Source organism: Halococcus agarilyticus, assembly GCF_000334895.1.
Taxonomy (GTDB): Archaea; Halobacteriota; Halobacteria; order Halobacteriales; family Halococcaceae; genus Halococcus; species Halococcus agarilyticus.
In genome coordinates, this window is record NZ_BAFM01000002.1 from 81,554 (window position 1) to 103,826 (window position 22,273).

Annotated in this window: 24 protein-coding genes; 17 read left to right on the plus strand and 7 right to left on the minus strand. The window is 67.4% G+C overall.

Annotated features, from left to right (window positions below):
• Positions 1–301: 301 nt before the first annotated feature.
• From TX76_RS01940 to TX76_RS01950, 3 genes are all read left to right on the plus strand, one after another.
• Complete coding sequence (locus TX76_RS01940; RefSeq protein WP_049898685.1) at positions 302–1,012, plus strand: hypothetical protein; 711 nt, start codon at positions 302–304, stop codon at positions 1,010–1,012.
• An 80-nt stretch (positions 1,013–1,092) separates the two neighbouring features.
• Positions 1,093–1,806: a ferredoxin--NADP reductase gene (locus tag TX76_RS01945; protein WP_049898686.1), complete on the plus strand. Its 714-nt coding sequence runs from the start codon at positions 1,093–1,095 to the stop codon at positions 1,804–1,806.
• A gap of 3 nt (positions 1,807–1,809) precedes the next feature.
• Positions 1,810–2,211 (plus strand): VOC family protein, encoded by a 402-nt coding sequence (locus tag TX76_RS01950; RefSeq protein ID WP_049898687.1) that lies wholly within the window; start codon positions 1,810–1,812, stop codon positions 2,209–2,211.
• Positions 2,212–2,272: 61 nt separating this feature from the next.
• Here the strand turns inward: TX76_RS01950 and TX76_RS01955 are convergent, their stop codons facing one another.
• Positions 2,273–3,373, minus strand: a complete 1,101-nt coding sequence (locus TX76_RS01955; protein ID WP_049898688.1) for a glycosyltransferase — start codon at positions 3,371–3,373, stop codon at positions 2,273–2,275.
• A gap of 24 nt (positions 3,374–3,397) precedes the next feature.
• Positions 3,398–4,450 carry a glycosyltransferase family 4 protein gene (locus tag TX76_RS01960; RefSeq protein ID WP_049898689.1) on the minus strand — a complete coding sequence of 351 codons (1,053 nt, stop codon included), beginning with the start codon at positions 4,448–4,450 and terminating at the stop codon, positions 3,398–3,400.
• 105 nt (positions 4,451–4,555) lie between these two features.
• Between TX76_RS01960 and TX76_RS01965 the strand changes: the two genes are divergently transcribed.
• From TX76_RS01965 to TX76_RS01975, 3 genes are read left to right on the plus strand one after another with little or no spacing between them, the layout of a single operon-like run.
• Complete coding sequence (locus tag TX76_RS01965; protein WP_049898690.1) at positions 4,556–4,831, plus strand: ribonuclease P protein component 4; 276 nt, start codon at positions 4,556–4,558, stop codon at positions 4,829–4,831.
• Between the two features lie 31 nt (positions 4,832–4,862).
• Positions 4,863–5,114, plus strand: coding sequence for a YhbY family RNA-binding protein (locus TX76_RS01970; protein WP_049898691.1), 252 nt, complete (start codon positions 4,863–4,865; stop codon positions 5,112–5,114).
• Entirely contained in the window at positions 5,114–6,097 is a 984-nt protein-coding gene (locus TX76_RS01975; RefSeq protein ID WP_049898692.1) for a mechanosensitive ion channel family protein, read from the plus strand. Before TX76_RS01970 ends, TX76_RS01975 begins: the two co-directional genes overlap by 1 nt.
• Before the next feature lie 21 nt (positions 6,098–6,118).
• Here the strand turns inward: TX76_RS01975 and TX76_RS01980 are convergent, their stop codons facing one another.
• Positions 6,119–6,394 (minus strand): hypothetical protein, encoded by a 276-nt coding sequence (locus tag TX76_RS01980; protein WP_049898693.1) that lies wholly within the window; start codon positions 6,392–6,394, stop codon positions 6,119–6,121.
• A 126-nt stretch (positions 6,395–6,520) separates the two neighbouring features.
• Here TX76_RS01980 and TX76_RS01985 point away from each other — a divergent pair, with 126 nt between their 5' ends.
• The 4 genes from TX76_RS01985 to TX76_RS02000 all read left to right on the plus strand — a co-directional run bounded on the left by TX76_RS01985 (position 6,521) and on the right by TX76_RS02000 (position 11,043).
• Positions 6,521–6,823 carry an EMC6-like membrane protein gene (locus TX76_RS01985; RefSeq protein WP_049898695.1) on the plus strand — a complete coding sequence of 101 codons (303 nt, stop codon included), beginning with the start codon at positions 6,521–6,523 and terminating at the stop codon, positions 6,821–6,823.
• Entirely contained in the window at positions 6,823–8,631 is a 1,809-nt protein-coding gene (locus TX76_RS01990) for a ribosome biogenesis/translation initiation ATPase RLI (RefSeq protein ID WP_049898697.1), read from the plus strand. Before TX76_RS01985 ends, TX76_RS01990 begins: the two co-directional genes overlap by 1 nt.
• Positions 8,632–8,802: 171 nt before the next feature.
• Positions 8,803–9,573: a class I SAM-dependent methyltransferase gene (locus tag TX76_RS01995; RefSeq protein ID WP_049898698.1), complete on the plus strand. Its 771-nt coding sequence runs from the start codon at positions 8,803–8,805 to the stop codon at positions 9,571–9,573.
• A 132-nt stretch (positions 9,574–9,705) separates the two neighbouring features.
• On the plus strand, positions 9,706–11,043 hold the full coding sequence (locus TX76_RS02000) for a tryptophanase (protein ID WP_049898699.1): 1,338 nt from the start codon (positions 9,706–9,708) through the stop codon (positions 11,041–11,043).
• Between the two features lie 33 nt (positions 11,044–11,076).
• On the opposite strand, the gene TX76_RS02005 is transcribed toward TX76_RS02000, so the two are convergent.
• A complete protein-coding gene (locus TX76_RS02005) occupies positions 11,077–11,598 on the minus strand; it encodes an archaemetzincin family Zn-dependent metalloprotease (RefSeq protein ID WP_049898701.1) in 522 nt (173 codons plus the stop codon).
• Positions 11,599–11,637: 39 nt separating this feature from the next.
• On the opposite strand from TX76_RS02005, the gene TX76_RS02010 reads away from it, so the two are divergent.
• Genes TX76_RS02010 through npdG form a run of 3 tightly spaced genes read left to right on the plus strand, consistent with a single transcriptional unit; the run spans position 11,638 to position 13,710 of the window.
• Positions 11,638–12,105 carry a UPF0146 family protein gene (locus tag TX76_RS02010; protein WP_049898702.1) on the plus strand — a complete coding sequence of 156 codons (468 nt, stop codon included), beginning with the start codon at positions 11,638–11,640 and terminating at the stop codon, positions 12,103–12,105.
• On the plus strand, positions 12,102–13,004 hold the full coding sequence (locus tag TX76_RS02015) for a TIGR01548 family HAD-type hydrolase (protein WP_049898703.1): 903 nt from the start codon (positions 12,102–12,104) through the stop codon (positions 13,002–13,004). Before TX76_RS02010 ends, TX76_RS02015 begins: the two co-directional genes overlap by 4 nt.
• Positions 13,005–13,044: 40 nt before the next feature.
• Entirely contained in the window at positions 13,045–13,710 is a 666-nt protein-coding gene (npdG, locus tag TX76_RS02020; protein ID WP_049898705.1) for an NADPH-dependent F420 reductase, read from the plus strand.
• A 326-nt stretch (positions 13,711–14,036) separates the two neighbouring features.
• On the opposite strand, the gene TX76_RS02025 is transcribed toward npdG, so the two are convergent.
• Positions 14,037–14,816: a sulfite exporter TauE/SafE family protein gene (locus TX76_RS02025; RefSeq protein ID WP_049898706.1), complete on the minus strand. Its 780-nt coding sequence runs from the start codon at positions 14,814–14,816 to the stop codon at positions 14,037–14,039.
• Positions 14,817–14,976: 160 nt separating this feature from the next.
• Positions 14,977–17,235, minus strand: a complete 2,259-nt coding sequence (locus TX76_RS02030) for an NADP-dependent malic enzyme (RefSeq protein ID WP_049898707.1) — start codon at positions 17,233–17,235, stop codon at positions 14,977–14,979.
• A 530-nt stretch (positions 17,236–17,765) separates the two neighbouring features.
• Here TX76_RS02030 and TX76_RS02035 point away from each other — a divergent pair.
• Genes TX76_RS02035 through TX76_RS02050 form a run of 4 tightly spaced genes read left to right on the plus strand, consistent with a single transcriptional unit; the run spans position 17,766 to position 21,023 of the window.
• Positions 17,766–18,272, plus strand: coding sequence for a COX15/CtaA family protein (locus TX76_RS02035; protein ID WP_049898709.1), 507 nt, complete (start codon positions 17,766–17,768; stop codon positions 18,270–18,272).
• A 58-nt stretch (positions 18,273–18,330) separates the two neighbouring features.
• The gene (locus TX76_RS02040) at positions 18,331–19,413 is read left to right on the plus strand and encodes a basic amino acid ABC transporter substrate-binding protein (RefSeq protein ID WP_049898710.1); all 1,083 of its coding nucleotides are present in this window, start codon (positions 18,331–18,333) and stop codon (positions 19,411–19,413) included.
• Positions 19,414–19,455: 42 nt separating this feature from the next.
• Positions 19,456–20,277, plus strand: a complete 822-nt coding sequence (locus TX76_RS02045; RefSeq protein ID WP_049898711.1) for an amino acid ABC transporter permease — start codon at positions 19,456–19,458, stop codon at positions 20,275–20,277.
• Positions 20,277–21,023, plus strand: coding sequence for an amino acid ABC transporter ATP-binding protein (locus tag TX76_RS02050; RefSeq protein WP_049898712.1), 747 nt, complete (start codon positions 20,277–20,279; stop codon positions 21,021–21,023). The genes TX76_RS02045 and TX76_RS02050 overlap by 1 nt, the downstream gene beginning before the upstream one ends.
• A 1-nt stretch (position 21,024) precedes the next feature.
• On the opposite strand, the gene TX76_RS02055 is transcribed toward TX76_RS02050, so the two are convergent.
• Positions 21,025–22,086: a zinc-binding dehydrogenase gene (locus TX76_RS02055; RefSeq protein ID WP_049898713.1), complete on the minus strand. Its 1,062-nt coding sequence runs from the start codon at positions 22,084–22,086 to the stop codon at positions 21,025–21,027.
• Positions 22,087–22,273: the final 187 nt, after the last annotated feature.

Sequence of the window (22,273 nt, forward strand, 5' to 3'; positions counted from 1 at the left end):
GTGAATCCGATGTCGATGAATCGGATCGGGCCAGGCCCATCAGTAGTCTAAACTCTTTTGCCGAATTTCGATAAAAGTTATCAGCGAGTCCAGCTCCGCTTTCGTTCGCCGTCCGCCGTGATCACTGACGACGGGAACGAGCAGACGGATTCCTTCAAGGATGTGAGTTCTCGCTTTTGAGTGTCTTCTACGTGAAGTCCATCGTGCACTCGTCGGCAGTGTGGATCACGGGTCATGCTCTGACGTGCCGAGTGCCGACGAAACCGCAAGGCACAGTATTCGGGATCGAGTCACTCGGGATATGACACTCGGCGTCGCCACGGTCCTTCGCGAGTCGCTCCGGCGGCTGGCGACCGGCCCAGCGTTGCTCCTCCTCCTCGCGCTCGCCGTGATCCAGACGATCGCCGCACTCCTCGCCGGACCGGTCTATCGCGTCGCGCCCGACGCGGTACTCTCGGGGACCGGCGACCCGTTCGACCTCGCGCTCGAACCGGTTCCTCTGGTGGGGCTCGCGCTCGTCTGCGTGGTCGCGGGCTACGTCGGCCTCGTCACGATCCGCGTGTTCGCGACCCGGTGGGGGGTCGTCGAGCGCGAGCACCTGACCCACGGGGTCGCCTCGGGACTCGTGAACTGGCTCGCGGGCGCGCTCGTCGTGGCCGCGTTCGTCGCGGTCGGGCTCGCTGTCTTGGTAGTGCCGGGCGCGTTCGTCCTCGGCGCACTCCTGCTCGCGCTGCCGTTCGTCGCGGTCGAGGACGCGAACGCCGTTTCGGCGCTCGCGCGGAGCTGGCGGGCCACCGACGGCCACCGGACGACGCTGCTCGCGCTCGCCGTCGCCGTGCTGCTGATCGACGCGGTCCTGTTCGTCGTCTCGGTTGCCCTCGCGACCGCGCTCGCGGGCTCGCTCGCGCCCCTCGGGCTGTTCGCCGGGATGTTCGCGGTCGCGATCGCGTTCGTCTTCCTCTGGATCGCGATGGCACGGACCTACGCGGGCCTCGACGACACCGCAGCCTGAGGGCACCGCTGCGAACGGGAGCACGGGTCGATGGCTTCCGCAAGCCCGTCGTTTAGGTCGCTCCCGACCGATGAACCGGTATGCCGTTCGACGCGACCATCACGTCGATCCACCGGATGACCCCGCGGGTGAAGCAGTTCGTGATCGAGGCCGACGAGGCGTTCGAGTTCGAGCCCGGCCAGCATACAACAGTACGATTCGAGCGCGACGATCCCGACGACGAGGAGGACGAACAGGTCGTCCGGCCGTACACGGCGACCAACACGCCCGGCAACGAGCGGCTCACGCTCGCGATCAAGCGCTACGACGACGGCACCGCGTCGGTGTACATGCACGAGCGCGAGGTCGGCGACGTCGTGACCCTCGGCGACCTCGGCGGCAATCTCACCCTCCGCAACGCCGACGAGGACGTGGCCTTTGTCTCCACGGGGACGGGCATCACGCCGATGATCGCGATGCTCAAGGAGTACCTCGAGGTCGGCACCGGCGAAGTCGACTTCTTCTACGGCGAGAAAAGCCAGGAGAACGTCATGTATCGCGAGACTCTCGACCAGCTCGCGGCCGAACACGACGAACTGTCGGTGATATACTCGCTTTCTGACGAGGAGTGGGCCGGTCCGACCGGCCACGTCCAGGACCACCTCGACGACCGCCTCGACGGGCTCGACAGGGATTTCTACGTCTGTGGCGTCCCGGGGATGGTCGTCGACACCAAGGAGCGCCTCGCCGACCTCGGCGTCGACGACGATCGGGTGTTCTCCGAGGGGTGGGAGGACGGCGAGGTCGAGGACTGACCGATGGACGCCACCGCGATCGACCATCTCAACCTGCGCGTTCCGGCGGACGGTCCCGAGGAAGCGGTCGAGTTCTACGGCGACCGGCTCGGGTTCACCATCGAGGGGATGGACCGGTACGAGGCCGACGAGAAGCCGTTCTTCGACGTTCGGCTCGCCCCGGCACACGTGCTCCATCTCTGGCCGACCGAGGAGTTCGAACCCCCATCCGGGAACGGGTTCAACCACGTGGCGATCCTGATCGACGACGAGGTCGCGACGGTCGAACGTCAGCTCGACGAAGCGGGCGTGACGATCGAGAACCGACACGATTCGCCGCTCGGGGCGACCGGGCGTGCGCCGGCGGTGTACGTCGAGGACCCCTTCGGCTACCGGATCGAACTGAAGGCAACGATCGAGGAGTAGCGAGACCGGCGTCGTCGAATCGGTCGTCGTCGCCCGGTCGGTCACGATCCGAAACGGTGGTTCACAACACCGCGTCGTACACCGCCGCGAGCGCGTCGACCGCGCGCTCGACACCCATCGACTCGCGCCGCGAGAGGCAGGTCTCGGCGAGCCGGTCACGTTCGGCGAGCGCCCGGTCGAGCGCGGCGCGAAAGCCTGCGACGTCGCCGGGATCGTAGTGATAGCCCGTCGCGTCCTCGTCGATGGTTTCGACGAGCGCGCCCGCCTCGACGCCCACGACCGGTGTCCCACAGGCCATCGCTTCGAGCGCGACGAGGCCCTGGGTCTCCACCGGGCTCGGAAAGGCGAAAACGTCGAGCGCGGAGTAGAACGCGGGGAGTTCCTCACGATCGAGAAAGCCGAGGAAGCGAACGTCGGCGTCGCTCCCCGCGACCTGCTCCTCCAAGGTTTTGCGCGCTGGACCGTCGCCACCGAAGAGCAGGACGGCGTCGGTGCCGTCGATCGCCCGAACGAGGTCCGAGAGTTGTTTTTCGAAGCCGTGACGGCCGGTGTAGCCGACGAGGGGGCGCTCGCCCCTCCCGGGGAGATCGTGGCGCGCACGGAACGCCGCGGCGTCGGTCGGCGCGAACCGATCGACGTCGATCCCGTTGGCGACCGTCGAAACGGGGCCGACACCGCGAGCTTCGAGGTCGGCCTTCGCGGTGTCGCTCGGCGCGATCACGTGGTCGGCGCGGTCGAGGAACCACCGCTCGTAGGCGTTGCCGGCGCGGGCGACGCCGTTCATCAGCCAGCCCTCCGCGAGATAGCCGGCGTACTCCGCGGCCGGGGTGTGATACGAAGCGACCAGCGGCCGGTCGGTCCGGCGGGCGAGTCGGAGCCCCGCGAGCCCCACCCCGAACGGCGAGTGGGCGTGGACGATGTCGATGTCCCGAACCGCGTCCGGAACGGTGGGTGCGCCGAGTCGGAACCCCTCGTAGAACGGGAACGGGAGGCTTCTGACCGGGTGTTCGCCGGTGTCGGGGTCGTGCGAACTCCCCGGGTACACCACGTCCATCCGGCCGCCGCGACCGAGCCAGCGTTCGCGCCACGTCCGGATGGTGTACGTGGCGCCGTTCACCGTCGGGAGGTAGGTGTCGGTGAACGCGGCGACGTCTGGTGGCATCGGCGGTGGTTCACGCAGGACGGATTAAGCCGTTGTGACTTCGCGGTAGATCGCCGACAGCTCCGCACCCACCCGTTTCAGTCCGTGTTCGGCCGCGGTTTCGCGTGCGTTCGCCCCGAGACGCTCGCGGAGTGCGGGGTCGTCGGCGAGTCGATCGAGTGCCGCGCGGAACTCGCTCGCCGAGGCACACTTCAGGCAGTCCTCGCCGTGGGTGAAGAACTCCTCGAACACCGGAATGTCGCTGATGACGACCGGTTTGCCACAGGCCATCGCCTCCAGCACGACGAGACCCTGGTTCTCGTCCTTCGTCGGGAAGCAGAACACGTCGCCAGCGCCGAACGCGCCGCGCTTGTCGTCGATCCACCCGGTGAAGGTGACGTTTTCGGGAGGGTCGCTCGTCCAGCGTTTCACCACCGACGAGCCGTGCGGGCCGGTGTCGTACGCCCCGAACCATGCGAACTCGTGGTCGGTCGCCTCGGCCAGCCGGCAGAACGTCGTGAGACCCTTGCGCTCGAAGACGCTGCCGACCGCGAACACGACCGTGCCGTCGAGATCGTATCGATCGCGGTACTCGCCGCGAAGCGACTCGTGGCCCGCGAGCGCATCGCGATCGACGCCGTTGGTGATCGTCCTGATGGGGGCGTCGACGGGGTAGCCTTCGAGCAGTCCCTTCGTGTACTGGCTCGGACACAGCACGAGATCGGCCAGGGAGTAAAACCACCGGAGGTATCGGCCGAGCGCGGGGGCCACTTGTGAGGAAAACCGGAACGACTCGCCGAAGTCCTCGGCGGTCATGTGGGCGTGGAGGACGAGCGGAATTTCATACCTGCGAGCGTGGCGGGCGACCGCGAGGCTCCCCGGACCGGGCGCATGACAGTGCGCGAGGTCGTACTCGGCGAAAGGACCCTCACCCGACGCGAGCGACCTGGCGGCTGTGGGGAGGTCGCCGCCGCGCCACGGCGACGTCACGACCCCGATATCGGTGGCGGCGAGCGCCTGGCGCTGCTGGGCGGCGGCGGTGGCCCAGCCGCTGCGTTCGAGCACGCCTTCGAGTTCGAGGTAGTTGAGCGCGCGCACATCCGATCCGCGACGGCGGGCCGAATAACTCCACCGGAACGCGAAGGCAAGACCGATGTACGCCGGCGGTGAACCACCGTCGAACGGCTCCGGCCGACCGCAACGATGACCCTCGCCGACGAACGCATCGAACGCCTCCACGCGCTCGCCGCCGACGCCGCGAGCGCGGGCCACGACGATCGCGCGAAGGAGTACGTCCGGATCGCGCGCCGGGTCGCCGAACGGAACCGCCGGTCGCTGCCGCGTCGGTTCAAACGCTTCTCGTGTGACGTCTGCGACGCCTACCTCCGACCGGGCCGGAACTGTCGGGTTCGGACCCGGGACGGCCACGTTGTCATCACGTGTGAGTGCGGTTCGCAGGCGCGCTACCCGTATAGGTAGGCTTACGTCCGACCGGCGACGACGGCGGAGCATGACAAAGGACGAGCGAACGCTCAGAGAGCGTGCCCACGAGGTCGATGCCACGCTCCGGGTCGGGAAAGGCGGCGTCGACGCGGTCGCCGGAGAACTCGAAAGTCAGCTCCGCGATCGCGACCTCGTGAAGGTGAAGTTCCTCCGGGCGGCGCGCGGCGGGACGACGACCGACGAGTTGGCCGAGCGGCTGGCGGAGCAGGCTGCGGCCGACGTGATCGAAACCCGGGGCAACACCGCCACGTACCACTGATGGAGACCGGTATACTGTCGGGGTTGGTGTTGCAGCTTGGACAATCGACGGGCAACGGGACCGACGGGAACGAGACCGGGAACGTCACCGTCGAGGGGATCGGGCCGGTCGGCCGGACGCTGCGTGAGTTCGGCGTCCCGTATCCGAAACTCCTCGGCGCGGCGATCTCGTTCGTGGTCGCGCTGATCGTGGCCTACGCGCTCGGCCGGGCGATCGTCGTCCCGCTGTTCGGCCGGGCGCTCGACCGTCGTGGTCTCGATGCCCACGAGAAAAAGCCGATTCAGCGGCTTCTGAAGGTCCTGCTCTTTTTCGTCGCACTCGCGGTCGCGTTCAAGGCCGCCCGTCTCAGTGGGTTTTTCACCTCGATCGCAGCGATCGCCGCGGCCGCGACGCTCGCGATCGGGCTCGCGCTCCAAGACACCCTCTCGAACTTCGTCGCGGGCGCGTTCATCTACGCCGACCGGCCGTTCCGGATCGGCGACTGGATCGAGTGGCCGGGCGGGAGCGGGACCTACGCCGGCGTGGTCGAGGACATCACGTTCCGGGTCACCCGCGTGCGCACCTTCGACAACGAACTCCTCACGGTGCCGAACGCCGTGCTGACCGGGGGTGTCATCAAGAACCCGGTGGCGAACGACGAGCTTCGGATCACGTTCACCTTCGGGATCGGCTACGAGGACGACATCGAGCAGGCGACCGACATCATCCTCGACGAGGCCAAGAAACATCCCGACATCCTCGACGACCCGGTCCCCACGGTTCGGATGAGCGACGCCGCGCTCGCGGACTCCTACGTGGGCCTGGTCTCGCGCTTCTGGATCGCGAACCCCAACCGGGCCGACTTCCTCCAGATACGGGGCGAATACGTGAAAAACGTCAAGCAGCGCTTCGACGAGGCCGGCATCGACATCCCCTACCCGCAGGTCGACCTCTCGGGCGGTGTCGCCGTCGAGAGCCAGTCACGGATCGAACAGCTCGAGTGATCGGTCGCGTCGGCCGTCCCGTCAATCGTCGCAGACCACCGGTTCGGCGCTGGCTTCCGGTTCGGCCTCGGGCGTGATCTCGTAGAGGTTCTGTCGCGCGTCGGCGAAGTAGACGTCCTCGTCGACCGCCTCGATCCCCTCCAGGCGTTCGAGGGCGTACCGGACGGTGCGGGCGGAGAGCATCGACTCCTCGACGATCCCCTTCTGGGTCAGCGCGCCGTTGTACTCGAGCACCTTGTAGACCAGTTTCGCGCTCGGCGGGAGGTCGACGAGCCCCTCCGTGTCGGTTTCGCTCATTGGCGAAACGCACGAACGCGACGTGCATAAAGGTGCGGTCCGGGCGGGACCGAACCCGGACTCACGGACGGGTTCGGGGCCCGACGAGAGCGAACGGCTTTTGAGCGCGGGTCGCCGAGTCGGTGTATGTCGACCGAGACCGTAGACGAGCGGGCCGGTCACCGCCGGAGTCTGACGGTCGTCTCCCTCACGACGCTTTCCGGTATCGCGGCCGCGCTCGTCTCGACGATGCTTGCGAGCGGCGCGACGGACACCATCGGACTCTACCCGCTCGCCGGTGCGATCATCATTCAGCTGCCGGTGCTCCGGCTGCTCGGCGTCGACGTCGAGGACTTCGGCATCAAGGACAACCTCTACGTCGCGTTCATGACGTTCGCGCTCTGGTTCGTGACCTGGACGATCCTCCTCACCACCGAGGCCACGCTGTAATGGCCGACGACTCGATCGCGGTGGTCGACCTCGATAGCTGCCAGCCGGACAGATGTAACTACGAGTGTGCGAACTACTGCCCGCCGAATCGCACCGGCAAGGAGTGTATCACCACCCGGGGCGAGGACGCCGACGAGGGCGATCCCGACCAGATCCGGATCTCCGAGGAGATCTGTCTCGGCGAGACCTGCGGGATCTGCGTCGAGAAGTGTCCCTTCGACGCGATCGAGATAATCAACCTCCCGCAGGAACTTGAGGACGATCCCGTCCACCGCTACGGCGACAACGCCTTCTCGCTCTACGGGCTGCCCGCCCCCCAGGAGGGCCGCGTTACCGGGATCCTCGGCCCGAACGGGATCGGGAAGACCACGGCCGTCCGCATCCTCGCCGACGAGATCACCCCGAACCTCGGACAGTGGGACGAGGAACCCGACTGGGAGGGAGTGATGGACGAGTATCGCGGCACCGAACTCCAGAGCTACCTCGAAGATCTTCAAGAAGGGTCCGTGACGGTCGCGCGAAAACCCCAGTACGTCGATCGGATCCCCGATCGCTTCGACGGCAACACCAGGGAACTCCTCGAACGGACCGACGAGCGTGGCGTGCTCGACGAGCTCGTCGAACGGCTCTCGATCGGGCCGGTGATGGACCAGCCGATCGATTCGATCTCGGGGGGCGAGCTCCAGCGGGTCGCGCTCGCGGCGACGCTCGCGCGCGAGGCCGACTTCTACTTCCTCGACGAGATCACGCCGTACCTCGACATCGGCCAGCGGATGGCCGCCGCGCGGCTGATCGGCAACCTGGGCGAGGATCGGTCGGTGCTCGTGGTCGAACACGACCTCGCGATCCTCGATCTCCTCGCGGACTCGCTCCACGTCGCCTACGGCGAGCCCGGAGCCTACGGCGTCGTCACCGGGCCGAAGTCGGTGAAAAACGGGATCAACGAGTACCTCGCGGGCTATCTCGAAAACGAAAACATGCGGATTCGCCCGAACGCCATCGAGTTCGAGGAACACGCCCCGCGGACCGCGGCGGCGAGTTCCCCGCTGGTCGAGTATCCCGATCTCACGAAGTCCTACGGCGACGGCGAGTTCTCCTTGACTGTCGAGGGCGGCACGATCAACGAGAACGAGGTGCTCGGCGTCGTTGGTCCCAACGGTATCGGGAAGTCGACGTTCGCGGAGCTTCTCGCGGGAGAGCTCGATCCCGACGAGGGCAGCGTCGGGACCGCACTCGACGTCGCGTACAAACCCCAGTACATCGAGATCGACCAGCCGATGCGGGTCGATGCCTTCCTCTCGTCGATCACGAACGACTTCGGGAGCTCCTACTGGAACACCGAGATCGCCCAACCCCTCCAGCTCGAACGCATCATGGAGCAGAACCTCACTGATCTCTCCGGCGGTGAGCGCCAGCGGGTCGCCATCGCGGCCTGCCTTTCGGAGGACGCCGACCTCTACGTGCTCGACGAGCCCTCGGCCCACATGGACGTTGAGCAACGCGTCCAGGCCACCTCGGCCATCCGGCGGTACACCGAGAACCACGACGCGACCGCGCTCGTGATCGATCACGACATCTACATGATCGACCTGCTGGCCGATCGCCTGCTGGTGTTCGACGGCGAACCAGCACAGTCCGGCCACGCCGGCACGCCAGTGGGGATGCGCGAAGGGATGAACCAGTTCCTCGCGGATCTCGACGTCACCTTCCGGCGCGACGAGCGCGTCGGCCGGCCGCGGATCAACAAGCCCGGCAGCCAGCTCGACCGCGAGCAGAAAGACCAGGGCGAGTACTACTACGCGCCCTGAAATCCCCGAAACACAGCTCGAACAGCACTGTCGGGCAGGGATAGGTGCGATACGGATTCTCGGCACACTCCGTCGTTTCGTGCAACTCCTCCCAGCAGTTGGGGATCGACTGCGTGTGGCGGCGCACCGAACGCGCACAATATTGATACTGCGTGCGGATGACGGCGATCCATGGCCGAGCACAAGCGGGAAAACCGACGACTCTGGAACGAGTGGAGCGAAGACTTCCAGGCGCTGTGGAACGCGAACACGGCGGAGGGGGAACTCCCACCGGCTCCGTCCCCGTTCGATCCGGATGCGCCAGGAACCCCTCAACCCGACATACTCGCCTCCGTTGACGACAAAGAGTACGTCGAACTGGGGTGTGGTGGCGGTCAAGGAACCGTCGGCACGGCCGATTTGGGGGCTGAGACCGCCGTTGGGATCGATTTCTCCGGCGAGCAGTTGCGACACGCACGGCAGCTGCGGGATTTCTACGGTGTCGATGCGCAGTTCGTCAGCGGCGACGTGACGAGCCTGCCGTTCGGCGACGACAGGTTCGATATCGCGTCCTCCGAGGCGGCGTTCCAGATGGTCGAACATCTCGACCAGGCGCTCGGCGAAGCCCATCGCGTCCTGCGGGATGGCGGTGTCTTCGTGCTCAGCGTCCCGCATCCCCTCTACGAGAACCTCGATAACGAGACGAGGACCCTCGAGGGGAGCTACTTCGACGCCGATTCCCGGGAGATCACGGTCGACGAGGACTACGAATCGACGTTGTTCGTGTTCGATCGAACGGTTGCCGACCTCCACAACGCCCTCGTCGACGCTGGATTCGAGGTGCGACGGCTCATCGAACATCAGCGCCACGAGGTCGAGGAGGACGACCCAGCAGAGAGCGATCTCCCCGAGATACTGTGGGACGTCCCACAGAGCGTTCGGTTTTGGGCGGTCTCGTCGTGAATTGGATGTCGATCCCAGTCAGCGATCACCGACCGCACCGATAGCCAGGAATGACCACTGAGGGCCGGAAGCGCCCGCTGTTCCACGTCTCTCCTCGGATAGTGTTTTCACGTTTTCGGCTGTAGATGCGGTATGCGAGCGTACAAAGCGAAAGCGGTCGAGCGGATCGAACTCCCCGAGCGCGAGGCGCGCGAACGCCACCTCCGCGAGGCGGGCTACAACGCCTTCGAACTCGACGCCGACGCGGTGTTCGTCGACCTTCTGACCGACAGCGGCACCGGGACGATGAGCGACGAGCAGTGGGCGGCGCTGCACCGCGGCGACGAATCGTACGCCGGCAGCGAGAGCTTCCAGCGCCTCGAATCCGCGGCCGCGGACGTGATGGGATTCGAGCGCATCGTCCCCGCCCACCAGGGCCGCGGCGCGGAGAACGTCCTCTACGGGTCGCTGCTCTCGGAGGGCGATTACGTTCCGAACAACACCCACTTCGACACGACCCGGGCGCACATCACGAACAACGGCGGCGAGCCCGTCGACTGCCCGATCGAAAGCGATCTGAACCACTCGTTTCAGGGGAATCTCGACGTCGATGCGGTCCGCGATCTCGCGAGCGAGGTCGGCGCGGAACGGATCCCCGCGGTGGTCGTCACGATCACGAACAACTCCCTCGCCGGCCAGCCCGTCAGCATCGAGAACCTCCGCGAAGCGCGCACGGTCGCGAACGACCTCGACGCAAAGTTCGTCATCGACGCCTGCCGGTTCGCGGAGAACGCCTACTTCGTCACCCAGCGCGAGACCGAGTTCGCCGGCGAGAGCGTCGCCGACGTCGCGCGCGAGCAGCTCGCGGTCGCCGACGCGATCGTGATGAGCGGGAAGAAAGACGGCCTCGCGAACGTCGGCGGGTTCGTCGGCGTACGCGCTGACGACGACGAACTGTACGAACAGGCCCGCCAGCGCGCGATCCTGTTCGAGGGGTTCACCACCTACGGCGGGATGGCGGGCCGCGATCTCGAAGCGATGGCGGTCGGGCTGCGCGAGGCAGTCGAGGAGGCCTACATCGAATCGCGCGTCGAGCAGGTCGCCGAGCTCGGCGAACTCCTCCAGGAGGTCGGCGTGCCGATCCGCACCCCGACCGGCGGTCACGCGGTCTACGTCGACGCTGGCGAGTTCCTGCCGTCGATTCCCCGCGAGGAGTTCCCGGGCCAGGCGCTCGTCTGTGCGCTCTATCGTGAGGGCGGCGTGCGCGGGGTCGAACTCGGCGAACTCGCCTTCCCCGGCACCGAGCGAGACCAGCTCGTCCGGCTCTGTCTCCCCCGGCGGACGTACTTCCGAGATCATCTCGAACACGTCGCCGAGACGTTCGCGGCGGTCGCGGAGCGCCGCGAGGACCTCCAGGGATACGAGATCGTCGACGAACCCGCGATGGAGGAACTGCGTCACTTCAGCGCCGAACTCCGGCCGGTCGAGTGAGGAATTGGGTGGGTGAGTCGTCGGTCCGGGCGGTCAGTCGACGACCTGCTGGCAGTCGCCACAGAGGCGCTGTCGTTTGACGTCGACTTCGCGCACCGTCGGCGAGAAGTTCATCACGCACTGGTCGTCGTCGCAGTGTTCGAGGCCGAGCGTGTGGCCGATCTCGTGGACGACCTCCTTCCGGACGCGTTCGTTGAAGACGTCGTCCTCGGTGCGCTCGGAGCGGCCGCCGTCGGCGGGCGTCTGGAGCCGGTAGGTCGAGACCACGCTACCGTTGCCCGAGAGGTAGGCGAGGCCGAACACGTAGTTGCGCCGGCGGTAGAAGAGATCCTGGGTAGTGAGCGCGATGTTCTTCTCGGCCGCACCGACCCGGCCGGCGAGCTCGATGAACGCCTCGGCGCGGTACTGGCCGCGACCCTCGTCGTAGGCGTCGTCGGGGAGCGCACGGGCGTCGTGGAGCGTGGCGTCGCAGTCGTAGACCGATCGGAGCCCGGCCGAGGCCGCGCGCGTGATCGGTGCGGGGACGTCGCCGACCGGCACGATGTCGACGTGCATGCGAAGGGGTTAGGACTCCCCGATCATAAACGCCCCGTCGTGAACCCCCTCACTCGCGCCCTCGCCGCACGCCTCGACGGGTTCGATCGGCTCGTCGAGATCGGCATCGGCGCGCGATCCGGACTCGCCGGCGCGCTCGCCGACGCCGGGGCGACCGTCACGGCCACCGACGTTCGTTCCTGCGCCGTGCCCGACGGCGTCGCGTTCGTCCGCGACGACGTGACCGATCCCGTACTCGAAATCTACGCCGACGCGGGCGCGATCTACGCCCGCAATCTCCCGCCCGAACTCCATCGACCGGCGCGCGATCTCGCACGGCAGGCGGATGCCGCTTTTCTGTTCACCACGCTCGGCGGCGAGTTCCCGACCGTGCCGACCACGACCGAGACGCTCCCCGGCGGCACGCTATACCGAGCGACCGAGCGTGGCCAGGCCGAGCGTGATCGAGTCGACCGCAGAGCACGGACCGGGCGCAACGACGCGGGGCAACGGGGTGAGCGCGCGTGAAGGGCGATGCGGTCGTGCTCGACGTCGACGGCGTGCTCGTGGACGTCGCCGACTCGTATCGCCGGACGATCGTCGAGTCGGTCGCAACGGTGTACGACGAGACGATCGCAAAGAGCGAACTCCAGGCGTTCAAGGACGCCGGTGGGTTCAACGACGACTGGGAGCTCACGGGCGCGGTCGCGCTCTACGTCCTCGCGTCGCGCGAGGGCCTCGATATGACGACCGAGGAGTTCACCGACCACATCGCGGGGACGGGCGGCGGGCTCGACGCCGCAGAGACGGTGGTCGCGGACACGCTCGCACCCGACGAACGAGAGCGCGTGCTCGCGGCGTGGGATCGCGATCGACTCCGCGACGTCTTCCAGCAGCGCTATCTCGGGCGCGAGCTCTACCGCGAACTCGAAGGCGGCGAGCCGGAGCCCGAGCTCGCTGGCGAGGGGTTGATCAACGACGAACCGACGCTCGTCGATCCGGCGACGATCGACCGGCTGACGAGCGAGTTTTCGGTCGGCGTTCTTACTGGGCGTCCGGCCGCCGAGGCCGACATCGCGCTCGACAGGGTGGGGCTCGACGTGGCCGACGACCATCGGTTCACGATGGACGATCCCGCGCCAGGCAAACCCGACCCGACGGCGCTCGTCGCACTTGCCGAGGAGTTCGACGCTCGGCAGACGGTCTTCGTCGGCGACACGCTCGACGACGTCCGGACGGCGACGAACGCGAACGAGGCCGATCCCGACCGCGAGTATCTCGGCGTGGGAGTGCTGACCGGCGGACTCACTGGCGAGCGAGGCTGCGAGAAGTTCGAGCGAGCGGGTGCGGAAGCTGTGGTCGAGACGGTGAACGATCTCGGCGCAGTACTGGAATCGGCCGAACCGGAACCCGGCGACCACGGGTGACGCTCGCAACGCTTATTCGCAACACTGCGAAGGGTACGTCATGCGGATCGCACTCCTCGGCGGCACGGGCGACCTCGGCGAAGGCCTGGCGCTGCGACTGATGCGCGACACCGATCACGAGGTCGTCGTCGGTTCGCGCGACCCCGAGAAGGCCCGCGATCGCGCTGCGGCCTACGAGGACGAGCTCGCGGGTCGCGGGATCGACACGAAGATCAACGGGTTCGCGAACCCGATGGCGGCCGACCGAGCGGACGTCGCGATCGCCTGCGTGCCGGCGTACCACCTCGCCGACACCATCGAAGCCGTCGCAGATTCGCTCGACGACACCCCCCTCGTGAGCCCTGCGGTCGGGATGCAGCGCGACGAGGGCGTGATGCAGTACAACCCGCCAGGCGTCGGGAGCGTGACCGCGCTCGCCGCCGACGCCGCACCAGCGGGTGTCCCCGTCGTGGGCGCGTTCCACGGCCTCGCCGCCGGTCGGCTCGCGGATCTCGATTCGGATCTCGGCTGGGACGTGCCCGTAATCGGCGACGACGATGGCGCGAAAGCCACCGTGACCGATCTCGTCGACGCCATCGACGGCCTCCGCGGGCTCGACGCCGGCCCGCTCGCGGCCGCCCCCGCAGTCGAGAGCCTCACGCCGCTACTGATCAACGTCGCCGCCAGCAACGACGATCTCGCGGATCTGGGCGTTCACTTCACCTGAACCTTTTTACTGCGGAGGGTCGCCTGCGGCGACCCCCCCTTGCAAAAACTGGGCTAAAAACACCCGCTCGCTCACTCGCCTACGGCTCGTTCGCTCGCGGTAGAACTGCTGGCACTTCCCGCCCCGCAGACCGCGACTGCACAGCACCGCCGAAGCCCTCGGCCCGCAGAGCGGGCCTCGCCCTTCATCCGCCAGGAGAGCAAGCTCTCCCGAGCGCTGCGGTCGCTCCGCGACCGCAGGACGCCAGGCCTGCACCACTACCGCTCCCGCCCCCGCACCACCACCGCACCGCTGCCGCGACCACCTAGCGTTCGGATCGAAGTGGTTCAGAGGCTCTGGACTCCCGTGAGCGACAGTCGCAGCCCGATCACCGTTAGCAGCACGAAGACGCCAGCGGCCTGGTATCGTTCGGGGATCACGCCGCGGACCCGTTGACCGGCGGCGACGCCAAGAAGGCTGGGGAGTGCCGCGACGGCCGAGACGACGAACAGCTCACCGGTGCCGTAGAGCCCGAGCGCGAACGCCGCCGCGACCCGCACCGCCGAGACGCCGACGAGGATCATCGCCAGCACGCCAACGAACGTCCGCCGATCGAGCGAACGGCTGTCGAGAAAGGCGACGATCTGGACGGCGACGTTGCTCGCGCCGAAGACGGCCCCCGAGACGACTCCGAGGCCCGCCAGACGCGCCGGCCGTTCGTCGAAACACCATCCCGCGAGACGCGATTTGCCGGGAACCGTCACCCACTCCTGGCTCAACAGCACGTAGAGCAGCGTGAACACGCCGAGCGCGAGCGACAGAAGACCAGTCGAGACCCGGCCAAGCAGCGCCATCCCGACGAGCGTTCCGAGGGTGGCCGCGAGCACGTACGGCCAGAAACGCGTGGCACAGCGCCGGAGCCCGTCCGCGTCGAGCTCTCGAACCAGCGAGACGTTCGCCGCGAGCAGCGGGAGGATCATCACCGTGACCGCCCGCTCGGGGTCCAACACCGTGGCGATCGTCGCCGTGCTCACGATGGCCTGGCCGAACCCCGTGATGCCGGTGACGAGTCCGCCGACGAGGACGAGCCCGAAGACCACCAGTATGACGACCGACGACCCGACCATACTATTCGATCGAACGAGAGCGGATTGAACCTTCGTTACCTGTGACTACCTCGCGCACAGGCGATCTCCGCGATTCGGCGCAAAAACATGGACGAAAGAGACCGGGCGCTCGCTTCGCTCGCGTTCGGGGAACCGCGTCCGAAGGGCACGGACGTTTCCGCTACTCGCCGTTCTCCTGGGCGTCGACGACCGCGACGCCAGCGAGGTTCACGATGTCCTTCACCTCGTCGCCGCGCTGGAGCACGTGAACCGGCTGATCCATCCCCACCAGCATCGGGCCGATGGCGTCCGCGCCGCCGAGGCGCTGGAGGAGCTTGTACCCGATGTTGCCGGCTTCGAGGTTCGGGAACACGAGGACGTTCGCCGGCCCGTCGAGGTCCGAGAACCCGTAAGTTCCCTCCAGAATGTCCTCGACGACGGCGGTGTCGGCCTGCATCTCGCCGTCGACCGGGAACTCCACGCTGGGATCGTCGCGCAGCATCCCTGCGGCGCGGCGAGGTTTGCGAGTCCCTTCGTTGTCGACGCTGCCGAAGTTCGAGTAGGAGAGCAGGGCGGCGCGGGGTTCGACGTTGAACCGCCTGGCGAGGTCGGCGGTGTGGCGCGTGATCTCCGCGAGCACCTCCTCGTCGGGGTTCTGGTTGACGGTCGCGTCGGCGCAGAACACCACCCGGTTCTTGAACGCGAGCATGTAGACCCCGGCGGCGTACTCCGCGTCGTCGGCCGTGCCGATGAGCTGGAGCGGCGGCCGGAGCGCCGAGGGGTAGTCGTGCATCAGTCCCGTCAGCATCGCGTCGGCGTCGCCCATCTCGACCATCACGCTGCCGAGGTGGTTCTCGTCGCGCGCGAGGTCCGCGGCCTCGGTCCGGGTGACGCCCTTGCGCTTTCTGAGCTCGTGGATCCGGTCGGCGTAGGGTTCGAGGTCGTCCTCGTAGGGATCGACGATCTCGGGATCGAAGTCGAACCCCAGCGAGTCCATCGTCCGCCGGACCCGGTCGCGGTCGCCAATCAGTACTGGGATGGCGATCCCCTGCTCGTCGATCTGGTGGGCCGCGCGGATCATCTTCTCGTCGTCGCCCTCCGCGAGCACCACCCGCTTCGGATCGGCCTTCGCTTTGTTCAAAACCACACGCATCATCTCGCGGGACTTGCCGAGCCTGGCTTCGAGCTCCTCGACGTACGCCGTGGTGTCGAGCTCGGCCCGGGCCGCGCCGCTGTCCATCGCCGCCCGCGCGACCGCGGGCGTGACCTCGAACAGCACCCGAGGATCGACGGGTTTCGGGATGATGTAGTCGGGGCCGTACTGGAGGGGCTGGTCGCCGTAGGCCTTCACCACCGCGTCGGGCACGTCTTGGCGGGCGAGCTCCGCGAGCGCCTCGGCGGCCGCGACCTTCATCGCCTCGTTGATCTCGGTCGCGCGGACGTCGAGCGCGCCCCGGAAGATGAACGGGAACCCGAGCACGTTGTTGACCTGGTTCGGGTAGTCCGACCGCCCGGTCGCCATGATCACGGTGTCCTCGCGCGCGGCCTTCGCCTGTTCGTAGCCGATCTCGGGGTCGGGGTTCGCCATCGCGAAGATGATCGGATCGCTCGCCATCGAGCGCACCATCTCCTCGTCGACGAGCCCGCCGATCGACAGCCCCACGAACACGTCCGCGCCCGCCATCGCGTCCGCGAGATCACCTTCGGGAACGTCCCGAGCGAACTCCTGTTTGAACTCGTTGACGTCGCCATGGTCGGCACGCTCCTGGGTGATGATCCCCGAGGAGTCACACATCGTGATGTTCTCCTTGCGCGCGCCGAGCGAAACGTAGAACCGAGCGGTGGCGATCGCGCTCGCGCCCGCGCCCGAGAAGACGATGTCGAGATCCGCGAGGTCCTTCTCGGCGATGTCGGCGGCGTTCAGGAGGGCGGCCCCGGAGATGATCGCCGTCCCGTGTTGATCGTCGTGAAAGACCGGGATCGACATCGACTCCCGGAGGCTCTCCTCGATCTCGAAGCACTCCGGCGCGCTGATGTCCTCCAGGTTGATGCCGCCGAAGGTGGGCTCCATCGCGGTCACGGTCCGAATGATCTCCTGGGGGTCGGCTTCGTCGAGCTCGATATCGAAGACGTCGATGTCGGCGAAGCGCTTGAACAGGACGCCCTTGCCCTCCATCACGGGCTTCGAGGCCTGCGCGCCGATGTCGCCGAGGCCGAGCACCGCGGAGCCGTTCGAGATCACGCCCACCATGTTGCCCTTCGCGGTGTAAGTGTAGGCGTCGTCGGGGTCCGTGGCGATCTCCTCGCACGGCGCGGCCACACCCGGCGAGTACGCGAGCGAGAGGTCGCGCTGGGTGTTCGTGGGCTTGGTGGTCGAGATCTCGATCTTGCCCGGCGGCTCGCGCTCGTGGTAGTCGAGTGAATCCTCGTCGAGTCCCATACCCGCCCTGTTCGGCGGAGGGTAAAAAGCGTATCCGAAATCGATTTTCGACGATCGACGAACTTCGTGACGTGCGGCTCGCAACGAAACACCGACGGACGGTGGAGAGCGGTGCGGTGGCGGGCGGGGGCAGTGGCGGTCGGCGGGGCGGTGGCGGGGCGGACGGCCCTGGCGTCTCGACGAACGGAGTGAGTCGAGGCTCAGGAGAGCTTGCTCTCCTGGCGGATGAAGGGCGAGGCCCGCTCTGCGGGCCGAGGGCTTCGGCGGTGCTGTGCAGTCGCGGTCTGCGGGGCGGGAAGTGCCAGCAGTTCTACCGCGAGCGAACGAGCCGTAGGCGAGTGAGCGAGCGGGTGTTTTTAGCCCAGTTTTTTGCAAAGGGGGGTCGCGCGAGCGAAGCGAGGCGTGAACGAAGTGAACGCCTCGTTGCGAACGGGGAGCGAAAGCGACCCGGGAGCGAAGCGAGCGCGATTCCCCCGCAGTAAAAAAAGTGGTTGGACAGAGATAAGTGCGCTCGGACCCGAACGCGACCGATGGGACTTCGCTTTCGGCATCTGGCCGCCGTCACCACCGGGATGACGTTCGCACTCATCCTGCTCGGGGTGTACACCGCCGCGGCGGGCGCGGGGCTGTCGTGTGGGGCGCGCTGGCCGCTCTGTAACGGCGCGGTGTTCGGGCTGTTCCCGGCGAACTGGCCGAGCTTCATCGAGTGGTTCCACCGCCTGGTGGCGATGGTCACTGGCTTCTTCATCCTCGGAACGACCTACGTGGCGTGGCGCGATGGAAAGAGCCGGCGAACGCGGATCGCGAGCACGGTCGCGCTCGTCGTCCTGCCGGTCCAGGTCCTGCTCGGTGGAGCGACCGTGACGATCTACACCGCGCTGGTCCAGGTGACCCACCACGCCGCCGCGCTGGTGATCTTCGCCGCGCTGGTCGCCACCACCGTCTGGGCGTACGACGAGCCCGGGACGACCCGCCGCGCGACCGATGCGGACGACGCGGACGCGACCGAGTCGGGACCGGCCAGTACGGGCGACTGACCCCACGAGACGCGCGCTCACCGATGATTTTATCTCGCTGCCGTCTCCAGTAGGGGCCATGGACAGACGCACGTACCTGAAATCGGCTGTGGGAGCGACGGCAGGGGCAGGGCTCGCTGGCTGTTTGGGTGGCGGTGGCGACGGCAACGGCTCCGGCGGCAACGAGAGTGGCGGTGACACGACCGAGAGTAGCGGTGAGACGGCGACCGAAGGTGGCGAGGAAACGACCGAGAGCGGGGGAGAGACCACCGAAGACGGAGAAACCACCGAGAGTGGTGGGGAGACCACCGAGACGGCCGCGGGCAACGAATCGATGGACGAGACCGGCACGGAGGGAGCCGAGTCGACGGCCGGCAACGAGTCGGGCAACGCCTCGGCCGGCGACATGGAGCTGCCGGAGACGGTCACCATCGGTTCGGACATCCCGTACCGGCCGTTCGAGTTTCGGACGACGGAGGACGACGAGCTCACCGGGTTCGACGTCGACATCGCCGCAGCGGTCTTCGAGGAACAGTTGGGCATCGGCTACGAGTTCACGGATACGAGCTTCGATACGATCATCCCGTCGCTCAACAACGGCAACTTCCGGGTCATCATGAGCGCGATGACGATCAACGACGAGCGGGACGAACAGGTCGACTTCTCCGACCCGTACTTCACCGCCTATCAGACGATCATCGTGCTCGAAGGCAGCGACATCAGCGCGAAGTCGGACCTGCAGGGCCAGGCGGTCGGCGTCCAGAAGGGGACGACGGGCGCGAACGCTGCCGAGGGGCTGAAAGAGGAGTTCGGCGGTGACCTCGAGATCAAGCGCTACGACCAGATCCCCGCGGCGTTCGACGCGCTCAGGAACAACCAGGTGGTGGCGGTGGTCAACGACAACACGGTCAACGCCGAGTTCGCCAACCAGGAGGGCAGCGGCGCACGGTTCCTCGAGGGCGAGGGTGCGGCGGCGAACGCGAGCTCGAACGCAACCGGGGGCGCGAGTCCGCCGCCGTATCTCACCCTCACGGTCGAGGAGTACGGCATCGCGTTCCGCGAGGACGACGATGCCCTCCTCCAGCGCGTCAACGAGGCGCTCGCCGCGATCAGGGAAGACGGTACGTACGACGAGATCTACAGCGAGTACTTCAGCGGGTAAGGCGTACAGTTTTATGCCGACGCCCACGCCTGATGTGTAGGGATGGCGGGATCATACTCCGAGTCGGGAACGGAAACCGAGGAGCCGTTCTTGGACGATCGTGCGCTGAAACTGGTCGGCGTCGTGATCTCGGGCGCGTTCGCGCTCGCCGTGGCCGCGTTTCTGGCCGCAGTCATCGCGCTGCAGGTCGATTTCGACCTGTTCGTCCAGATCATCCGTCCCCAGTTCGTGGACGCCTTCGTCGTCGTGCTGCGGATCGTGCTCATCAGCAGCGTTCTCTCGGTCGTCGCGGGGATATTCGTCGGTCTAGGGCGGGTCTCGGAGACACGATTCACCCGCACCATCGCGACGGGCTACATCGAGTTCTTCCGCGGGACGCCGCTCCTCTTTCAGCTGATCGTCATTTACGTCGGTATTCCGGCGTTCTGGCCGCCGGGCGGGTTCCCGATCTCGAACTTCAGCGTTCCGGCGGCCATCATCGGGCTGACGCTGAACCACGCCGCCTACATCGGCGAGGCGATTCGCGGCGGGATCGGGGCCGTGCCGGACGGACAGATGGAGGCCGCGCGCTCGCTCGGCATGAGCTACGTCCAGTCGATGCGGGAGGTCGTGTTGCCCCAGGCGTGGCGCAACGCGCTCGCGGCCATCGGCAACGACCAGGTGATCCTCGTCAAGGACACGTCGCTGCTCTCGGTGCTCGCGGTGCCCGAACTCATCAGCACCTTCCAGGAGGTCAACAGCGCCACGTTCGACCCGTGGACGCCGATCGTGCTCGTGGCGATCCTCTATCTCGTCATCACGATCCCGCTCGGCAAGCTCGTCCGGTATCTCGAAGCGCGCGCCGATCCAGCGGGGTCCCAGTGATGAGCCGGGCTCACGACGCGCCGCTCGTCGAGTTCGAGGGCGTGAACAAGTACTTCGGCGAGGCACACGTGCTGAAGGACGTCGATCTCGCGATCGACGATCGGGAAGTGTGTGTCGTCGTCGGCCCGAGCGGGTCGGGGAAGTCGACGCTGCTGCGGTGTGCAAACAGGTTGGAGGAGATCCAGTCGGGCGACATCCGACTGGGGGGCGAGTCGATTTCGGCCCCGGGCGCGAACGTCGACCGGCTCCGCCAGCGCATCGGGATGGTGTTCCAGAGCTTCAACCTCTTTCCCCACAAGACCGCGCTCGAAAACGTCACGCTCGGCCCGATGAAGGTACGCGGACTCTCCAAGGCCGAGGCAACCGATCGCGCCGAGGGACTGCTCGATCGCGTCGGGCTCGCGGGCCAGGCCGACTCCTACCCGAACCAGCTCTCCGGCGGGCAACAACAGCGCGTCGCGATCGCCCGCGCGCTCGCGATGGAGCCCGAGGTGATGCTGTTCGACGAGGTGACGAGCGCGCTCGATCCCGAACTCGTCGGCGAGGTGCTCGAAGTGATGCGGAGTCTCGCCGAGGAGGGCATGACGATGCTGGTCGTGAGCCACCAGATGGGGTTCGCCCGCGAGGTCGGCGATCGCGTCGTGTTGATGTCAGAAGGCCGGATCGCCGAGACCGGCGATCCCAAACGCTTCTTCGCGGATCCCGACACCGAGCGCGGTCAGCAGTTCCTCTCGCGGCTGCTCTGAGCTACAGTTCGGTGACGACCTCGATCCCCCTGGTTCGGTACTCGCTCATCGCAGCGAGGCGCTCGGAAACGTCGTCGAGTCCGACCTCGCGCGTGACGAGACGGCCGGGATCGAGAACGCCGCTCTCGACCAGCCGGAGCACCTCGTCGTAGCCCGTCGGCGACAGCCCGCGCACTCCCAGAAAGTCGATCTCCCCGCGGGCGATCGCGTCGGTCGGCAGCGAAATCTCGCCGCGCTCGGCGTCGGTCGTCAGCCCGACCTGGACGTGACGGCCGCGCCGCCGGAGGCTCTCGACCGCGTCGCGGCACGTCTCCTGCCGCCCGAGCGCGTCCATCGTGACGTGCGCGCCGCCGTCGGTGAGCGCCGCGATCGCTCCCGGTACGTCGTCGATTTCCGCCCCGTCGACCGTCTCGATCGCGCCGACCTCGTTCGCGAGATCGAGGGTCGCGTCGTCGACGTCGACCGCGACGACCCGTGCGCCGAGCGCGCTCGCGATCTGCACCGCCGAGAGACCCACCCCGCCACAGCCGAACACCGCGACCCACTCGCCGGCCGCGATGTCGGCGCAGCGGACGAGCGCGTTGAACGCCGTGACGTACCGACAGCCGAGCGCCGCCGCGTCGACCGGCGCGACGCCCTCCCCGAGTTCCGTGAGGTTGTATCCGGCATGGGGGACGTGAACCCGCTCGGCGAACGCCCCTGGTGCAGCGGACTCGAACCCGAGCGCGCGGTCGTCGGGACAGACGTTCCCGTGGCCGGTCACGCACGCCCCGCAGTCGCCACACCCGAGGTTGAACGGGATCGCGACGCGCTCGCCACCCTCGAAGGCGGTAACGTGATCGCCGGTTTCGGCGATCCGGCCGACGGGCTCGTGGCCGAGGATCTGTCCGCGGGGAACCCTGTCGTCGGCCCACTCGCCGTGGCCCTGCCAGGCGTGCCAGTCGCTCCGACAGATACCGCAGGCCTCGACCGCGACCACGGCTCCATGGTTCTCGACGTCGGGCGGCGCGACCGACTCGATCGAAAGGGGTTCACCGTACTCGCGGAGAACTGCGGCGCGCATACCGCGTGGGATGGTTCGTGTGATGAAAACGTCTCGGGGCGGTGGATACCGAGGCGGTCAGGGCGGTGGATACCGAGGCGGTCAGGGCGGTGGATACCGAGGCGGTCAGGGCGGTGGATACCGAGGCGGTGGCGGCTGGCGCGCGCTCGCGCGCGAGGGATGAGCGAACGAGCGACCATCGGGAGCG